This window comes from Mesorhizobium bavaricum (assembly GCF_056781655.1).
Genome location: NZ_CM165566.1, coordinates 4145107 through 4161855, shown reverse-complemented (window position 1 = coordinate 4161855; position 16749 = coordinate 4145107). Strand labels below are relative to the sequence as shown.

Annotated in this window: 13 protein-coding genes; 6 read left to right on the top strand and 7 right to left on the bottom strand. The window is 63.2% G+C overall.

The window, feature by feature from the left end:
* Positions 1–2: 2 nt before the first annotated feature.
* Complete coding sequence (locus AC1RZR_RS20385) at positions 3–557, top strand: hypothetical protein (RefSeq protein ID WP_379104176.1); 555 nt, start codon at positions 3–5, stop codon at positions 555–557.
* 180 nt (positions 558–737) lie between these two features.
* Here AC1RZR_RS20385 and AC1RZR_RS20380 read toward each other — a convergent pair whose 3' ends face one another.
* Positions 738–1004: a hypothetical protein gene (locus AC1RZR_RS20380; RefSeq protein WP_379104174.1), complete on the bottom strand. Its 267-nt coding sequence runs from the start codon at positions 1002–1004 to the stop codon at positions 738–740.
* Positions 1005–1249: 245 nt separating this feature from the next.
* Between AC1RZR_RS20380 and AC1RZR_RS20375 the strand changes: the two genes are divergently transcribed.
* Both AC1RZR_RS20375 and AC1RZR_RS20370 read left to right on the top strand, forming a co-directional pair.
* Positions 1250–3085, top strand: a complete 1836-nt coding sequence (locus AC1RZR_RS20375) for a monovalent cation:proton antiporter-2 (CPA2) family protein (protein ID WP_481825760.1) — start codon at positions 1250–1252, stop codon at positions 3083–3085.
* A 15-nt stretch (positions 3086–3100) separates the two neighbouring features.
* Positions 3101–3646, top strand: a complete 546-nt coding sequence (locus AC1RZR_RS20370) for a DUF924 family protein (protein WP_481825759.1) — start codon at positions 3101–3103, stop codon at positions 3644–3646.
* Between the two features lie 78 nt (positions 3647–3724).
* On the opposite strand, the gene folK is transcribed toward AC1RZR_RS20370, so the two are convergent.
* Genes folK through folP form a run of 3 tightly spaced genes read right to left on the bottom strand, consistent with a single transcriptional unit; the run spans position 3725 to position 5435 of the window.
* Positions 3725–4237: a 2-amino-4-hydroxy-6-hydroxymethyldihydropteridine diphosphokinase gene (gene folK / locus AC1RZR_RS20365; protein WP_481825758.1), complete on the bottom strand. Its 513-nt coding sequence runs from the start codon at positions 4235–4237 to the stop codon at positions 3725–3727.
* On the bottom strand, positions 4221–4580 hold the full coding sequence (folB, locus tag AC1RZR_RS20360) for a dihydroneopterin aldolase (protein ID WP_056582260.1): 360 nt from the start codon (positions 4578–4580) through the stop codon (positions 4221–4223). The genes folK and folB overlap by 17 nt, the downstream gene beginning before the upstream one ends.
* Positions 4581–4583: 3 nt before the next feature.
* Positions 4584–5435, bottom strand: a complete 852-nt coding sequence (gene folP / locus AC1RZR_RS20355; protein WP_477277255.1) for a dihydropteroate synthase — start codon at positions 5433–5435, stop codon at positions 4584–4586.
* A 116-nt stretch (positions 5436–5551) separates the two neighbouring features.
* Between folP and AC1RZR_RS20350 the strand changes: the two genes are divergently transcribed.
* Entirely contained in the window at positions 5552–6193 is a 642-nt protein-coding gene (locus AC1RZR_RS20350; RefSeq protein WP_477277257.1) for a DUF922 domain-containing Zn-dependent protease, read from the top strand.
* A gap of 214 nt (positions 6194–6407) precedes the next feature.
* Positions 6408–7886 (top strand): MDR family MFS transporter, encoded by a 1479-nt coding sequence (locus AC1RZR_RS20345; protein ID WP_481825757.1) that lies wholly within the window; start codon positions 6408–6410, stop codon positions 7884–7886.
* A 31-nt stretch (positions 7887–7917) separates the two neighbouring features.
* Here the strand turns inward: AC1RZR_RS20345 and AC1RZR_RS20340 are convergent, their stop codons facing one another.
* The 3 genes from AC1RZR_RS20340 to AC1RZR_RS20330 form a co-directional block, all read right to left on the bottom strand.
* Complete coding sequence (locus tag AC1RZR_RS20340) at positions 7918–8946, bottom strand: NAD(P)/FAD-dependent oxidoreductase (RefSeq protein ID WP_481825756.1); 1029 nt, start codon at positions 8944–8946, stop codon at positions 7918–7920.
* Positions 8947–9129: 183 nt separating this feature from the next.
* The gene (locus tag AC1RZR_RS20335; RefSeq protein ID WP_095085095.1) at positions 9130–9450 is read right to left on the bottom strand and encodes a 2Fe-2S iron-sulfur cluster-binding protein; all 321 of its coding nucleotides are present in this window, start codon (positions 9448–9450) and stop codon (positions 9130–9132) included.
* A gap of 100 nt (positions 9451–9550) precedes the next feature.
* On the bottom strand, positions 9551–9919 hold the full coding sequence (locus AC1RZR_RS20330; RefSeq protein WP_477277264.1) for an Hpt domain-containing protein: 369 nt from the start codon (positions 9917–9919) through the stop codon (positions 9551–9553).
* A gap of 270 nt (positions 9920–10189) precedes the next feature.
* On the opposite strand from AC1RZR_RS20330, the gene AC1RZR_RS20325 reads away from it, so the two are divergent.
* Entirely contained in the window at positions 10190–16654 is a 6465-nt protein-coding gene (locus AC1RZR_RS20325) for a kinesin (RefSeq protein ID WP_481825755.1), read from the top strand.
* Positions 16655–16749 lie beyond the last annotated feature (95 nt).

Here is a 16749-nt window from a genome sequence, read left to right as displayed (position 1 = left end):
CGATGAAAAGCGTAATTCTGTCCAGCGTCTTGCCCCTGGCAACCGTGATCACGGCAGTCGTCGGTATTGCCGGAGCGGCTTCCGCGGCGGAACCGGACAAGCAGTTCTTCCAGTCGGCCGAAGGCAAATGGATCGGTCCCGGCGAAATCGTCGCCGGCAAGTACAAGGGCACCAAATTCAACTGCAGTTTCACCGGCTCGACACCGGACGGCAAGGTCGGCATGTCGCTGGACGGTGGCTGCCGGGTCGGCATGTTCACCCAGCCGATGTCGGCCAAGATAGAGCGCCAGGGCCGCGAAGGTTACAAGGGCAGCTTCATGGGCGGCGCGACAGGCTCCGGCCTCGACATCATTGGCGGCAATGTCGTCGACGCCCGCAAGGTGGTCTTCACCATCAATCGCAACCAGTTGCGCGGCGTCATGCAGGCCCGCATCCCCGACGACAATTCAATGACGGTGACCATTGCGGTGCGCGTCGACGACCAGTTGGTACCGGTGATCGGCATGAGCCTGAAGCGCGTCGACGCCGTCGAAGTCGGCTCTATCGCCCCGAACTGAACAATCATCGATCCCTGGAGCAATTCCAGGAAAAGTGTGAAACGGTTTTCCGTCCAAAAATTGCGTCACACGAAAAGATTGAGCGGTTCAGCGTTCCAGGAACCGATGAACCGCTCTGGAGACAAGAAAGGCGGCGACCCACCGGTCGCCGCCTCGTTCAAATCGGTCGAAATCAGGTGCTTAGCCCTTGATCGCGGCCGTCACCTCGTCATAGGCCTTGCAGGCGTCGGCCACCGTCGTGGCGCCCTGATACTTTGTTGTCACGGCCTGCACCTTGGCCGTCAGATCAGCTGCCTTGGACGGGTCCTTGGTGATGGCTTCCTGCAGCGCGGCAGCCATGTCCTGCGCCTTCTTGGTCGCGATCTCGGCCGTGCACTCAGGCGCCTTCGAGCAAGCCGAACCGGCAAGCACCGCCAGGCCGACGGCAACAAACAAAAACTTCTTCATGTCAGTCATCTCCTCAAAAGGGCTCGACTTGATCGTCGCTCACCCTCCATGGCCGAAGCCGAGCGTCCTTAGCCTTCGATTGTGGCAAGATGCAACGCGGTCCCGGCGTCAACTTGTGTAACGCGCCTGCAACATCGCCGGTGATCCTGATTCGGGCTGTTCGATCCCCGCCGAAGCCCCTATCTTCGCCGCTTGTCACAGACCTCCGAAATCGGAATCGGTCCTCAAACGAGCGGAATGGCGGCATGGCGGTAGAGGCATCGAGCAGCGATCTGGTCCAGGTGGTGGCACTGCTTGCAGCCGGCGTTGTCGCCGTTCCCATCTTCAAGCGCATGGGCCTCGGCTCGATTCTCGGCTATCTGGCTGCCGGTGTGGTGATCGGTCCGTTCGGCCTCGGCGTCTTTTCCGAATCGGAAGCCATTCTTCACGTCGCCGAGCTCGGCGTGGTGATGTTCCTGTTCATCATTGGGCTGGAGATGCAGCCGTCACGGCTGTGGGGCCTGCGCCGCGAGATTTTTGGCCTCGGCGCGCTGCAGGTTGGCGTCTGCGCGGTCTTGCTGACCGCTGTTGGCGTGGCGGGCGGGTTTCCAATCTCGCAATCCTTCGTCGCCGGCGCCGGCTTCGTGCTGACCTCGACGGCGATCGTCATGCAACTTCTCGAGGAACGCGGTGAAATCGCCGAGCCGAAAGGTCAGCGCATCGTGTCGGTCCTGCTGCTCGAGGACCTGGCCATCGTGCCGCTGCTGGCCCTGATCGCGTTTCTGGCGCCCGGCGGGGCAGATACCAGCCTGACGGAGCGGTTCACCGAAGTCGGCATCGGCCTTGCCGCGATCGTCGGACTGGTGCTGGCCGGACGCTACCTGCTCAATCCGTTCTTCCGCATCCTGGCGGATGCCCGTGCCCGCGAGGTGATGACAGCCGCGGCCCTTCTGGTCGTTCTCGGATCGGCGCTCGCCATGCAGCTCAGCGGCCTGTCGATGGCGATGGGCGCCTTCCTGGCCGGCGTGCTGCTGTCGGAATCGACCTTCCGTCATCAGCTAGAAGCCGACATCGAACCCTTCCGCGGTATCCTGCTCGGCCTATTCTTCCTTGCCGTCGGCATGTCGCTCGACCTGCATGTGGTGGTCGCGAACTGGCGGCTGATTGCCATCTATGTCGTCGCCTACATGGTGATGAAGGCGTTCGGCATCTACATCGTCGCCCGCCTCCTGAAAACCGGCCATCGAGAAGCGCTGCAACGTGCGGTCTTCATGGCGCAAGGCGGCGAATTCGCCTTCGTCCTCTATTCGGCGGCCGCTGCGGTCGGCATCATCGACAACCAGGCCAACGCGACCCTGACGGCCATCGTCATCATCTCGATGGTGCTGACGCCGCTGGCGATCATCGCGCTGCGGTATTTCACGCCGCGCGACGAGCAGTCGCTCGACGGCGTCGACGTCGCCGATGGCCTGACCGGCAGCGTGCTGATCATCGGCTTCGGCCGCTTCGGTCAGATCGCCAGCCAGCCGCTGCTTCTGCGCGGCATCGATGTGTCGATCATCGACAACGATGTCGAGATGATCCAGGCGGCCGCCGATTTCGGCTTCAAGGTCTACTATGGCGACGGCACGCGGCTGGACATCCTGCGCGCAGCGGGTGCTGGCCGGGCGCGCGCCGTGCTGATCTGCGTCGACAAGCCTGATGTGGCCGTTCGCATTGCCCTGCTGATCAAGGCCGAATTCCCGTTGCTCACCGTGCTGGCCCGGGCTTTCGACCGCGGAACGGCGCTGCAGCTCATTCGTGCCGGCGTCGACTTCCAGCTGCGCGAAACCTTCGAATCGGCGCTGGTTTTCGGAGGCTCGGCGCTGGAATCGCTCGGCGTCGATCCCGAAGACGTCGCCGAGGTGATCGAGGATGTGCGGCGCCGCGATACCGCCCGTTTCGAAACCCAGCTCGCCGAAGGCGTTCGCGCCGGACAACGCTTCTTGAGGGGCAATATCGGCACGCCCATTCCCACACCCCTCACCCAACCGCGCCGTACCGGCCAGGCACTTAATGAAGAGACGGCTGGTGTTCTGCACAAATCCGAACCCGCGGATTGAACAAAGGAACCATGCATGGAATTGGACAGCAGAGCCCTCTCGGTCACCAAATTCTGGCGCGATGCAAGCGAGGATGCATGGTTCGAGAAGAACGAGGCATTCGATGCCGACTTCCGCAACCGCTTTCTCGACCTGCACTACGCCGCCGCGCGGCGTGAATGCGACGACTGGTCGGCACACGCCGAAGGCTCGCTGGCGCTGATGATCCTGCTCGACCAGTTTCCGCGGAACTGCTTTCGCGGCACCGGCCATATGTACGCGACCGATCCGCTCGCCAGATATTTCGCCGCAAAGGCGATCGCGGCTGGCCATGATCTGGCGCTCGACGAGGACCTCCGCGTCTTCCTCTATCTGCCGTATGAGCATTCCGAACTGCTCGCCGACCAGCATTTATCGGTTGGGCTGACGCAGGCCAGGGCGGAGCCCTATCTGAAATACGCTGTCGAGCACCGCGACATCATCGAGAATTTCGGCCGTTTTCCGCACCGAAACAGGATGCTTGGCCGCGAGACCACACCGGAAGAGCAGACGTTCCTGGATGGCGGCGGCTTCTCCGGTTAAAAGATCCCTTTGCCGCCTCGCTCCAAGCAGCGCAGGAACTCACCGTTGCAGGCCGGCATCACCTGAATATCAACGCACCTAGACCAGCCACCAGTCCCGGCCGGATGGCAATCGTTCGATGCCAGAAGTGTCGACGGCGACCAGCCGGTCGGTGATGCTGCGACCACCGACAATCAGGCTGGGCGCGATCTCGGCCAGTGGCGCCAGCACGAAGGCCCGCTCCAGCATGCGTGGATGCGGCACTTCCAGTCCGGTCTCATGGATGACGCGTTCGCCGAACACCAGAATGTCGATGTCGATCAGCCGCGGTCCCCAGCGCTCCTCACGCACCCGCTTCAGCCTGCGCTCGGCATCGAGGCAGAGGTCGAGCAAGGCGCGTGGCTGAAGTCCGGTGGAAATTTTGGCAGCCGCATTGAGAAAGTCCGGCTGATCGAGCTTGCCCCAGGGCGGCGTGCGATAGAGCGAGGAAACGCCGGTGACACGCGTATCCGCGTCGCCATCCAGCATGCGCAACGCCGCGCCCATCGACTTTGCCGGGTCGCCAAGATTGCCGCCGAGGCTGAGATAGACCGTGCTATTCGGGCCAGACAACGGTCACCTCGACGTAATCGAGTACGCCGGGCACCGGGGCGTTTGGCTTGCGCACCGTGATCTCGGCCTTCTTGATCTGCGGAAAACGCGCCGTGAGCGCTCGGGCGACCTCGAGCGCCAGGGACTCGATCAGAAAGCGGCGCTGCCCCGTGATGATCTTTTCGATCACCGTGAAAGCGATACCGTAGTTGACCGTGTCCTCGATCGAATCCTCGACAAGCGCCCGGCCTGGGTCGACGGTAAGAGCGGCATCCACATAGAAGCGCTGGCCGAGCCTTTCCTCCTCGTCCAGCACGCCGTGCCGGGCAAAGAAGGCGCAATTCTTCATGCGGATGACATACATCGCTCAGTCTTTCGCCCAGTCGGTTTGACGCGCCAGCATAGCATCTGCGAGCGCCAATGCGTCCACGTTGAATGCGACATCATGGACGCGAAACAGATTGGCGCCCTTCAGCCTCAGGATGACGCTGGTCGCCGCTGTTCCAACACCTCTGTCAGCCGCATCGCGGCCGGTGACTGTGCCGATGAAGCGCTTGCGCGAAGTACCGGCCATAAGCGGCAAGCCGAGTGCCTTGAGTTCGGAAAAGCGAGCCATCAGGTCGAGATTTTCCTCCGCCGTCTCCTTGGCGAAGCCGAAGCCGGGATCAAGCACGATACGGTCGTCGGCAACGCCATTCTGGTGGGCAATCTCCAGCGACTTCCGCAGGAACGCCAGTTGATCGGCAATCACGTCCGCCAGCTTCGCGCGATCTCGCCCGGTATGCATGATGACAAGCCCGGCGCCGGTGTCGGCGGCGACGCGGGCTATGTCAGGCTCGCGCTGCAAACCCCAGACATCGTTGACGATATGCGCGCCGGCGGCCACCGCGAGCCGGGCGGTGTCCGCGCGATAGGTATCGACCGAAATCAGCACCTCGCCGGCGCTCGCGAGCGCTTCGATCACCGGCAGGATGCGGGCCTGTTCTTCGCTCGCCGATATCGCGGCGGCACCGGGACGGGTCGATTCTCCGCCGACATCGACGACCCGTGCCCCTTCCGCCATCATGCGCCGTGCCTGGGCCAGCGCCTTTTCGGGGGCGTCGAACAGACCGCCGTCGGAAAAACTGTCGGGCGTGACATTGAGGATGCCGACGACCACGGCTTTGCCGCCAAGGTCGAGATGGCGTCCATGCGCCAACTGCCATCGCCTGGCCGTCATTGTTCAGCAACCATGGGGCTCATCAACCAAGAGGCTCATCAACGATGTGTGATCCGCAGCGGATCAATTCCGTTGCGCCGGCAACGGCCGTAAAGCAAGGTGGTCGAAGAGGCAACATGATGAAACGATCCATGCTTGGCGTGAAACCAGCCCTGCTCTGTGCGCAGCTGCTTGCCGTGACCGCGATCCCGGCCGGTGCGGCCAATCTCGTCAAGACGTACAGCTATTTCGCCATTGGCGGGAGCACGCTCGACGACATCGAGGCACAGCTCTCCAAACGCGGGCCGGAGGTGAAAAGCACGGGCGGGCGGCACCCGGGCGCCACGCAGATGGCCTTCACGACCCGCATCAGCTATGCCCAGACACCGAACTCCTGCCGGATCGCCGACGCCGTGGTGACCGTCAAGGTGAAGGTGATCCTTCCCGAGTGGCGCCGCCCACGCAAGGCCGACGCCGATGTCAGGTTGTTCTGGGATACGCTGTCCGCCGACATCAAGCGCCATGAGGAGCGCCATGTCGAGATTGCCAAGAACCATGGCCGCGAACTCGAAGAAACCCTGAAAGCCACCTACCCGCAAAAGAATTGCGATGCCGCCAAGGCCAAGGCCGCCGAAATCACCGCGGCCGTTCTTGCCAGGCATGACCAGGCTCAGCTGCAGTTCGATCGTGTCGAAAGCGTCAATTTCGAAAGCCGCATCCTGAGGCTGCTGCGCTATCGCATCGAACGAATCGAGAGCGGTCAGCTGCCGCCCACCTGACACGAAAGCCAAGCGGCGCCGGCGAAAGCCAAAGTCGCCGAAGCGTAATGCCAGCCTCGAAAAACTTTCGAGCGCCTGTCGAAATCGGCCTATACGGGACGACATATATCAGGCTCGCCAGGGGCGGGCTTCAAAACGCCAAGCGATCGAAATGGTCAAAAGACCGGAACGGCCGAGCAAGGCCGGTCAATCGCAACTTTACGGATGAACGATCATGGACCAGGCTGTCGACAAGCAAACGATGGTGGAAACCGGCACGCCGCTGACCGAAGCCGAAAAGAACGCCATCATCGCCGGCGTGCTCTTGTCGATGCTGTTGGCGGCACTCGATCAGACCATCGTAGCACCTGCCATGCCGACCATCGGGCATGCGCTCGGCCATGCACAATATCTGCCATGGATCGTCACCGGATACCTCTTGACCGCGACCGCCATGGCGCCGCTCTATGGCAAGATTTCTGACGTCTATGGCCGCCGGCCAACCGTATATGCAGCGATCCTGATCTTTCTCCTGGGATCGCTGGTCAGCGCGTTGGCCCCCAATATGTTTGTGCTGGTTGTCGGACGGGCGATCCAGGGCGCTGGTGGTGGCGGCCTGTTCACCCTGACGCAGACCGTCATCGGCGACCTCGTTCCGCCACGCGAGCGGGCGCGCTACACTGCCTGGATCTCCGGCACCTGGGCTGTCGCCAGCATCGCCGGGCCGCTGCTCGGCGGCACTTTTGCCGAACATCTCCACTGGTCGCTGATTTTCTGGATCAACATTCCGCTCGGCCTGCTGGCCATGGCGATCATCAACAAGCCGCTCAAGAAGCTGCCGATCGCCGCAAAGCAGCATCGCATCGACGGCCTCGGCGCGCTGCTGCTTGTCGCGGCTACGGCATTGCTGCTGCTGGCGCTCAACTGGGGCGGCAGCGAATATCAGTGGCTTTCGCGCGAAATTTTCGGGCTGCTGGCCGTGTCGGCGGTTTTCTGGGCTGCTTTCGCACTGCGTCTGCTGCGCGCCGTTGAACCGCTCATCTCGCTCGAGGTGCTCAGCAACCCAGTCGTTCTCGCCGGCACCTTGTCAGTGTTCCTTTTGCAGGCCGCCAACATAGGTCTGGCGGTCTACCTGCCTGTCTATCTGCAGTCGATCGTCGGTCTCTCCGTCAGCTCGTCGGGTCTGGCGATGCTAGGCCTGCTGCTTGGCACTGTGGCCGGCGCGACACTCAGCGGGCGCTTGCTACAGCATTTCACCCACTACAAGCGGATCGCGATGGTGGGCGTGCTCTTCTCCACAATATGCCTCGGCCTGCTCGCTCTTGTCGCCGGCCACGCCTCGCTGCTGGTCGTCGAGATCCTAACGATCTGCATCGGTCTGGGCAGCGGGACGACCTTCCCGGTTGCCACCGTATCGGTCCAGAACGCCGTCGACCGCTCGCACCTTGGTGTTGCAACCGGCGTGCTCACCTTCCTGCGCTCACTGGGCGGCGCGCTGGGCGTCGCCATGCTCGGCGCTGTCGCCCTCGGCTACGGCCTGCCGCTTGCCGGTGAAGGCACGCTGGCCGTCGGACAGGCTATTTCGGCTGCGCCATTCGTCATGATCTTCCTTGTCGCCGCGGCGACGCTGATCATGGCGCTGGTCGCACTCGGCCTGATGCCGGAAATACCGCTTCGCGGCCACGCCGAGCATGCGCCGGTGATGGCGGAATAGCTGTCAAGGCGACACTGAGCCGTCCAGCGGCTCAGTCGACGACGCCGAGCTTCTTCTGCAGGCTGGTCGACGAGGTTGTGTACTGGAACACGATGCGCTCGCCGGGACTGATGATGCGCTTGGCGGCCTGCGCCATCAGCGCCACCTCGTGGAAGCCCGACAGGATCAGCTTCAGTTTGCCGGGATACCAGTTGATGTCGCCGACCGCGAAGATGCCGGGCACCGACGTCTGGAACTTCTCGGTATCCACCGGAATGAGGTTCTCGTGAAGATTGAGCCCCCACTCCGCGATCGGACCGAGCTTCATGGTCAGGCCGAAGAACGGCAGCATACGCGTGCAGGGCACCTCGACATCGCCGTCCGGACCCTTGATGACAGCCGATGAGAGTTGGCCGTCGGCGCCGGTCAGTCCCGTCACTTGCCCGACCTGGAACTCCAGCTGCTTCATCTCCTGCATGGCATACATCTTGTTGACGCTGTCGGGCGCGGCGCGGAATTCGGGCCGCCTGTGCACCAGCGTCACGCTCTTCGCCACCGGCTGCAGGTTCAGCGTCCAATCCAACGCGGAGTCGCCGCCGCCGACAATGACAAGGTCGTGGCCGCGAAAATCCTCCATCCTGCGCACCGAATAGAAGACACTCTTGCCTTCATAGGGTTCGATGCCCGGGATCGGCGGCCGCTTGGGCTGGAAGGAGCCGCCGCCGGCCGCAATCACCACAACCTTGGCCTCGAACACCTCATTCTCGTCGGTGGTGACGCGAAAGCTGCCGTCCTCCAGTTTTTCAAGACTGGAAACCATGCGGTTATGGATGAACTCAGGCTTGAACGGAGCGACCTGCTCGAGCAGCTTGTCGACCAGACCCTGCGCCGAAATCGCAGGCCAGCCGGGAATGTCGTAGATCGGCTTTTCCGGATAAAGTTCGGCGCATTGGCCGCCCGGCCGGTCGAGGATGTCGATCAGGTGGCACTTCATGTCGAACAGACCGAGCTCGAACACGGCAAACAGGCCGACCGGCCCTGCCCCGACAATGAGGACGTCTGTCTTGGTGATGTCGGTCATGCGATGCGCCTCGCTGCGCATGACCCCGAAAATCGGAATCGATTTTCGGAAAGGATCATGCGCCAAATAACAAGTGCTACAGCGTCCTTTGCACGTCCAAGAGGACGCGCGTAGCGGAAACCGCGTGACACTGCATGAGCAATCCCCCGCTGCCAAGCAGCAGCCGGCAAAAAAAGCGGAGTCTCAGCCCTGGCGGGCCGGCACCCGCACGACCAAACCGTCGAGTGCGTCGCGCACCTTGATCTGGCAGGAGAGCCGCGAGTTCGGCTGGACGTCATAGGCGAAGTCCAGCATGTCCTCTTCCATCGCTTCCGGCTCGCCGACCTGCGCCGTCCATGCCTCGTCGACATAGACATGGCAGGTCGCGCAGGCGCAGGCGCCGCCGCATTCCGCCTCGATCCCAGGGACGGCGTTGCGGATCGCGTTCTCCATGACCGTCGAGCCGTTTTCGGCGTCCATGTCGAATTGTGTGCCGTCATGGGCGATGAAAGTCAGCTTGGTCATTTGTCACCTGAAGGGAGTCTCGCCCGAGATAATCACTCCGGCAGACAAGTCAACTGCCGCGCGAAAGCGCCGCTCGGTGACGTTTTTCCACAAACCGGGTTCAGCGATTGATGGCGGCGATGAAATCGCGCACTTCGTCGATCAGCGTGCCAAGCCGCCTGAGCGTCTGGTTGTCTTCCGGCTGGTGCTCGATCTCGGTGGCGCAATCGGCAATGGCAAAGGCGCCGACACCCCGTGCCGAACCCTTCAGCCCATGTGCCAGCATAAGCCGGTCCTTGATGTCGGCATCGACTATTTTGTCGCGCACCGACAGCGCCTGTTGTACAAAAAGCGCCAGTACCTCTTGCTCGAGGCTGCGATCGCCCATGGTCTGGCGGGCAAGATGTGCCAAATCGACCGGCCGTGACCGCCTGGGTCCGGATACGTCGCCCCCGGGCATTGAGAAGGCAATGCCGCTTTCGCCACGCATGAACTCGAACTCCGTTTTCTTCGATCGCCCAAAAACCTAGGCGATTCCAATGGACAACGGGTTAATGAATGGCCGGGAAAAATGTTGCGAAAGCGGCGCCCAAATCACGGTTCCGTTAACCTTATATTTAAAGTTTTACGTATCTCGCGGAATGCATGTTTTCTTTACCCCCCTGTGTCATTACGATACGAGGGGTCCATTTTCAGCCTCCTGCGCGGGGTACGACAAACAAAATTATAAGCCCGCGGCAGCTAGTACAGGGTAGAAGGCATGGCGAAGAAACCAACGACGACGAGAACTCTCGACAACGACGTGGCCAGGGAACTGGAAAAGGCGCTTGATTTCGACCTCAACGGCGACACCGGCGACGGCGACCTCGACATCGCGGCCTCGATGGAAGACCTGGAAGCGCAGATATCCCAGGCCGCCGACGAACTGGCGCGCGAGGGACGCAACGAGAAGCCGGCACCCGCGGTCAATCAGAGCCAGGCCGAGAACCCAGCGCCAAAGGCCAAGCCAGCCGAGTTGCGCCCCGTGGAAACGCGCAATGGCGCCCAGCCGGCCGGTTTCGCGCCGGCCAACGACGATCGCCAGAAGGACTACAAGACGCTCCTGCACGGCCTCAACAGGCGTGCCTCGAACACCATTTACTGGGTCGTTGCCTTTGTCTCGCTCGCCTGGTTCGCCGGCGCAGGCGGTCTGGCCAATCTCCTTTTCGGACCGAGCATCTGGAGAATCCGCACCCTCGACCAGTTTCTTGCCCGTCCCGAACTGATCGGCCTGGTCGTTGCGGCGATCGTGCCCGTCATCCTGTTCTGGGCCTTCGCGGCAATGATCCGCCGCGCCCAGGAAATGCGCATTGCCGCCCAGTCGATGACCGAAGTGGCCTTCCGCCTGACCGAGCCGGAAAACCTTGCCCAGGATCGCGTCATGATGATCGGCCAGGCCGTTCGTCGCGAGGTGGCCGCCATGGGCGAAGGCATCGAGCGGACGCTTGCCCGCGCCGTCGAACTGGAAACGCTGGTCCACAGCGAGGTCAACCAGATCGAGCGCTCCTATTCGGAGAACGAATCCCGCATCCGTTCGCTGGTCGACGGGCTCGGCAGCGAGCGCGAAGCCGTCGTCAGCCACGCCGAGCGCGTCCGCGCCTCGATCACCGGCGCGCATGAGACGCTGAAGGATGAGATCGGCGCTGCCTCGGACATCATCCGCGACAGCATCCTCAATGCGTCGACCAAGCTGTCGATGACGATCACCAATTCCGGCGATACGCTCATTGACCGCATCAACGAAAGCTCGATGTCGATCTTCGATTCGGTGGAAGGCCGGCTCGATACGATCACCGACAAGCTATCGACCTCGGGCGAGGCCTTCGCGAGCCTTCTCGACACCCGCATCGCCAAACTGACGGACACCACGGACGGGCTGACACGGTCGTTGACCGATCTGCTCGACGATCGCACCAACGGCATGGTGTCTCTGCTTGGCGGTGCCGCGCGCACCCTCAATTCCGAATTCGAAGCAAGCCTGAACGGCATCGAGCGGACGCTGGCCGAACGCGGCCAGACGCTGATCAGCGAATTCCAGACCCGCGCCGAAGCGCTGGACACCGGAACGCAGAAGCTCAATGCGGCACTCGAGGCCCGCGCCCGCCAGATCAACGAGACGCTGGTCGAGCGCGCGCGCGAAATCGCCCACACCTTTGCCGAGAGCAAGGACGCGCTGTCGGCGATGATCGATCAGGGCAAGACCCAGATCGGCGCCGACATGGCCGACATCGTCACTTCGACCTCCTCCATGCTCGAAGCCCGCGCCAGCGACTTCGCCGGCCGCATGGAAGCCGCGCGTCATGTCGTCTCGCGTTCGTTCGATGGCGACATTCAGCGGCTCGCCGACGCCCGCGTCGGCATCGAGGAAGCCATCGAAAACCACAGCCGCAAGCTTACCGAAAGCCGCGAGCGCATGGCCGAGGCCATGCAGGCAGACCTGGCGAAGTTCGACGAAGGCCGCGCCGGCATCGATGCGGCGGTGACCAACCAGGTCGAGAAACTGGCCGAAGGCCGCAGCCTGATCTCGCGCGCTCTCGAAGAGGATCTGCGCAAGGTCAATGAATCACGGGCAGCCATCGATGCGTCGCTCGGCAGCCATCTTGAAAGGCTGGAAGAAGGTCGCAACAGGCTCTCCAGTGCCTTGAACGAAGACTCCGGGAAATTGGTACAAGCTCGTACAATCATTGATGAAATGGTTGCCGGTCATGTCGGCAAGCTCGCCGAGGGCCGCAACATCCTGTCGCGCGCTTTGGAAGCCGATCTCGGCAAACTGTCCGATAGCCGCGCCAGCATCGACGGTCTCGTCGCCGGCCAGGTCGAGAAGATCGCCGAGGGCCGCGCGGTACTCGCCAAGGCGCTGGAAAACGATATCGCCGGCATCAATAGCCTCATCGAAGCCCATTCCGCCAAGCTGGCGGACGACCGCACGCAGCTTTCCCATTCGCTCGACAACGATCTGTCCAGCATACGCGGCCTGATCGACAGCCATTCAGGACGGTTGGCCGAGGATCGCAGCCTGCTGTCGCAGACCCTCGAAGCTGACCTTGCCAAATTGGCCGACAGCCGGTCCAGCATCGATGGGCTGGTAGCCGGACAGGTCGAGAAGCTCGCCGAGGGCCGCGACATTCTCAAGCGCGCGCTGGAATCCGATCTGAACACGATCAAGGGCGTCATCGCCAGCCAGTCGGAAAGGCTGGCCGAGGACCGCGGGCAGCTTTCGCGTGTCTTGGAAACCGACCTGCAGAATGTGAACAGCGTCATCGCCGACCACATGAACAAGCTTGTTCAGGATCGTTCGACCCTGTCGAAGGCGCTCGAAGACGACCTCGCCAAACTGGCCGAGAGCCGTTCCAGCATCGACGGGCTGGTCGCTGGCCAGGTCGAGAAGTTGTCGGAGGGCCGCGATATCCTGCGCCGTGCGCTGGAAGCCGACCTCAACGCGGTCAAGAACACCATTGCCGACCAGTCGCAGAAACTGGTCGAGGATCGGGCACAATTCGCCCGTGCGCTCGAAGCTGATCTCGAAAGCGTCAACGGGCTGGTCAACAGCCATTCCGAGCGGCTTGTACAGGACCGCTCGACGTTGTCGAAGGCGCTTGAGGCCGACCTCGAAAACGTCAACGGTCTGGTCAACACCCACGCGGAACGGCTTGTCGGGGAGCGCTCGACCCTGTCGAAGGCGCTCGAAGACGACCTCGCCAAGCTGGCCGAAAGCCGTTCCAGCATCGACGGGCTGGTTGCCGGTCAGGTCGAGAAGTTGTCGCAAGGCCGCGACATCCTGCGGCGCGCGCTGGAAGCCGACCTCAATGCGATCAAGAGCACCGTTGCCGACCAATCGCAGAAACTGGTCGATGACCGGGCACAACTCGCCCGGGCACTCGAGGCTGATCTCGAAAACGTCAGCGGCATGGTCAACAGCCACGCGGAAAGACTTGTCGGGGAGCGTTCAGCCCTGTCGAAGGCGCTCGAAGACGATATCGCCAAGCTGGCCGAAAGCCGTTCCAGCATCGACGGACTGGTCGCCGGTCAGGTCGAGAAGCTCGCCGAAGGGCGCGATATCCTCAAGCGCGCTTTGGAAGCCGACCTGCAGAAGCTCTCCGCAAGCCGCAGCGATATCGACGAGGTCATCGCCGGACATGTCGGCAAGCTATCGGAGGGCCGCAATATGCTGGCCCGCGCGCTGGAAGACGATCTCGGCAAGCTCGCCGAGACCCGCCAGGACGTCGACCGCTCGCTGTCGGGTCATATCGACCAGATCGCGGCAAGAAGCACTGATATCTCCGCGGCTATCGCCGCCGATGTCGAGAAGATCGAGCAGGCGTTCAGCCGCCAGACCGGGGTCATCGAGGAGCGTGCCGGCACCATGGAGCGTGCGCTCTCGACAGGCGTCGAAAACGTCCGCGCCGTGCTCGAGAAGAGTGCGGTGTTCGTTGCCGGCGCACTGCGCCAGAAGGTCCTGGAGGTCACCAGCACGCTGCATGAGCAGGCTGGTGCCGCGTTCAGTGACGCCGACCGCAAGATCGCCGAGCGCGCCGAGCAGACCTCCGCCGCCCTGCTGGCGAGAGCCGAAGACATTGCCCGCACCTTCGAGGAAGCCGATCGTCGCCTCCACGCCCGTGCGGAAGATACGTCGAACACCTTGCTTGCCCGCGCGGATGACACGTCCACCTCCCTGCTGGCCCGCGCCCATGAAACCGCTGACCAGCTGGCCGCTCGTGCAAGCGAGATCGCCGGCACCTTCGACGTGGCGGACCAGAAGATCGCAGCCCGCGCCAAGGAAACCGCCGATCAGCTTACCGCCCGGGCCCAGGACACCGCCAACCATATGGTCGCCCGTGCCAACGAGATTGCCGGCGCATTCGATGCGGCAGACCAGAAGCTGGTCGCCCGCGCCGTCGAAACCGCACAGTCGCTGGCCGCCCGCGCCGGCGACATCCTGCGCAACTTCGAAAGTGCCGACCAGCGGCTCGGCATGCGTATCGGCGAATCCGCCGAAGCACTTGCCGCACGCGCATCGGACCTTGGCCGCATCTTCGATGCCGCCGACCAGCAACTAGTCTCGCGCATCGCGGAAGGTTCCGAAGCACTGTCGAGCCGTGCCTCGGAAATCGGCCGCATCTTCGACGACGCCGATCAGCGTCTGGTGACGCGCATCGCCAGCAGCACATCGACGATCGGCGAGCATGCCGAGACCATCGTCGGCACCTTTGCCGATACCGAGCAGAGGGTCGCCGAACGCGCAAGGCAGACCGGCCAGGAAATGGCCGTGCATGCCCGCGAAATCGAACAGGCGCTTGCCGGCGCCGACGAGCGGTTCGCATCGAGCGCGGCGGCCGCGGCCGCGCGTGTCGAAGAGCAGGTCTCAGGCGTCGAGAATCGCCTCGCCTACACTGCCGCGGCGATGGGCCAGAAGATCAGCGAACAGGTGTCGAATGCCGAGGCGCAGCTCGTCTCGCGCGCCAATGTGATCGCGGAGACCTTCACCGCGGTTGGCCAGCATATCGGCCAGAGCACCAACGATGCCGCCAAGACGATCGGCGCCAACACCCGCGAACTCAACACCATGCTCGCGGCGCGTTCGGCCGAAATGTCCAAGATCCTCGACGAAACCGCGCGGCCGCTGGTCGAGCGCTTCGCCCAGGGCGGCTCGGAACTGCAAAAGAGCATGGAAGAGGTCACCGAACGTGCCACCGAGAAGCTGCGCAGCGAGAATGCCGCACTTGTCAACGCACTCGCCAGCCGCACCGCCGAGACCTTGTCGGCGGTCGAAGGCGCCCGCTCGTCGCTGTCCGACAGTGTCGCCGACCTCATTGGCCGCATGACCAACTCCAGCTCGCAGCTCGGTCAGTTGATCGAGCAGGCCGCGGTCAATCTCGGCCACGTCGACGAACGCCTGAGCGGCAGCACACAAAGCTTCGCCGCCACCACCGAGAAAGCCGCGCAGACCTTCGCCAGCTCGGCACGGCTGGTCGATTCGAACACGACAAGGCTGACGGAACTGTCGTCGTCCACCTTGCGCGAGGTTGCTTCGATCGCCACCAAGTTCGACGAACACAGCCGCCTGCTGGCCAGCGCCTCGGACCTGCTGAGCTCGGCCCAGAGCAACCTCGAGCACACGCTCGAAAGGCAGTCGTCGCTCGAGGATCTCGCCGTCGGCCTGGTCAAGAAGTCGGAAGATCTCGAAAGGGTCATGCGCTCGTTCGAAAACCTCGTCGGCCAGACGCTGCAGAACGCCGAGGGCAAGACGATGGAGTCGGCCGACAAGATCCGCAACGCCATCACGGATGTCGTCGATTCGGCAACCAAGCGCTTCGCCGATGCGACCGAGGAGATCCGGCGCACCGCGGGCTCGATCAAGAGCGAGCTCGACCTTACCCGCGCCGAGCTCAAGAAGGGCGTCATCGAGATGCCGGAAGAGGCAAAGGAATCGACCTCGGCCATCCGCCGCGCCGTTTCCGAGCAGATCAACGCCCTCAAAGAGCTTTCGGACATCGTTGCGAAGTCCGGTCGCGGTGGTGGCGATGCCTCCGAGCAACGCAATCTGCGCCCAGCGCCACAAGCGCCGGCCGCACGCCCTGCCGAGCCACCGCGCCGCGCACCGGCACCGCAGCCGGAGCTGCGCACACCTCAGGCGCCGTTGGGCGGCGCGGCACTGCGCGGCACGCTCGACCTGGAGCGTCCGGCCGAGACGGCACCGCGCCAGCGTCCCGATGCCGGCGCCCGCACACCTCAGGGAGGCTGGGTCCGCGATCTCCTGACCGGGGCATCGCGCGAGGAGGACGCCAGGCCGGCAGCGCCCGCGGATGCACCGCGCGCGGCTCCTGCCCAGCGCTCGCCGCTGCATGTCGTGGAATCGTTGAACTCGCTCTCCGTCGACATCGCGCGGGCCATCGACCACGACGCTTCGATCGAGCTGTGGAACCGTTATCGGCGCGGCGAGCGTGACGTCTTCACACGGCGGCTCTACACGCTAAAGGGCCAGCAGACGTTCGATGAGATCCGTCGCAAGTATCAGGCGGAGGCCGAGTTCCGCACCGCCGTCGACCGTTACTGCGACGATTTCGAGAAGCTGCTCAAGGATGTCTCTCGCAACGACCGCGACAACATCATGGCCCAGACCTATCTCACGTCTGATACCGGCAAGGTCTACACCATGCTGGCCCACGCCAGCGGCCGCCTGCACTAAGGCGCGGCCCCTGCAACAAACAAAAAGGCGGGAAATTTCCCGCCTTTTTTCTTTCTACCGATTTTGTGCCGTTGGCTCGTCTGCTGCGCCGCGCC

Bases quoted from the DNA above. Each gene is read 5' to 3' on its own strand.
- AC1RZR_RS20385 (WP_379104176.1), top strand. From the start codon at position 3: ATGAAAAGCGTAATTCTGTCCAGCGTCTTGCCCCTGGCAACCGTGATC.
- folB (WP_056582260.1), bottom strand. From the start codon at position 4,580: ATGTATGTCATCCGCATGAAGAATTGCGCCTTCTTTGCCCGGCACGGC.
- AC1RZR_RS20325 (WP_481825755.1), top strand. From the start codon at position 10,190: ATGGCGAAGAAACCAACGACGACGAGAACTCTCGACAACGACGTGGCC.
- AC1RZR_RS20380 (WP_379104174.1), bottom strand. From the start codon at position 1,004: ATGAAGAAGTTTTTGTTTGTTGCCGTCGGCCTGGCGGTGCTTGCCGGT.
- AC1RZR_RS20345 (WP_481825757.1), top strand. From the start codon at position 6,408: ATGGACCAGGCTGTCGACAAGCAAACGATGGTGGAAACCGGCACGCCG.
- AC1RZR_RS20340 (WP_481825756.1), bottom strand. From the start codon at position 8,946: ATGACCGACATCACCAAGACAGACGTCCTCATTGTCGGGGCAGGGCCG.
- AC1RZR_RS20350 (WP_477277257.1), top strand. From the start codon at position 5,552: ATGATGAAACGATCCATGCTTGGCGTGAAACCAGCCCTGCTCTGTGCG.
- AC1RZR_RS20330 (WP_477277264.1), bottom strand. From the start codon at position 9,919: ATGCGTGGCGAAAGCGGCATTGCCTTCTCAATGCCCGGGGGCGACGTA.
- AC1RZR_RS20375 (WP_481825760.1), top strand. From the start codon at position 1,250: ATGGCGGTAGAGGCATCGAGCAGCGATCTGGTCCAGGTGGTGGCACTG.
- AC1RZR_RS20370 (WP_481825759.1), top strand. From the start codon at position 3,101: ATGGAATTGGACAGCAGAGCCCTCTCGGTCACCAAATTCTGGCGCGAT.
- folP (WP_477277255.1), bottom strand. From the start codon at position 5,435: ATGACGGCCAGGCGATGGCAGTTGGCGCATGGACGCCATCTCGACCTT.
- AC1RZR_RS20335 (WP_095085095.1), bottom strand. From the start codon at position 9,450: ATGACCAAGCTGACTTTCATCGCCCATGACGGCACACAATTCGACATG.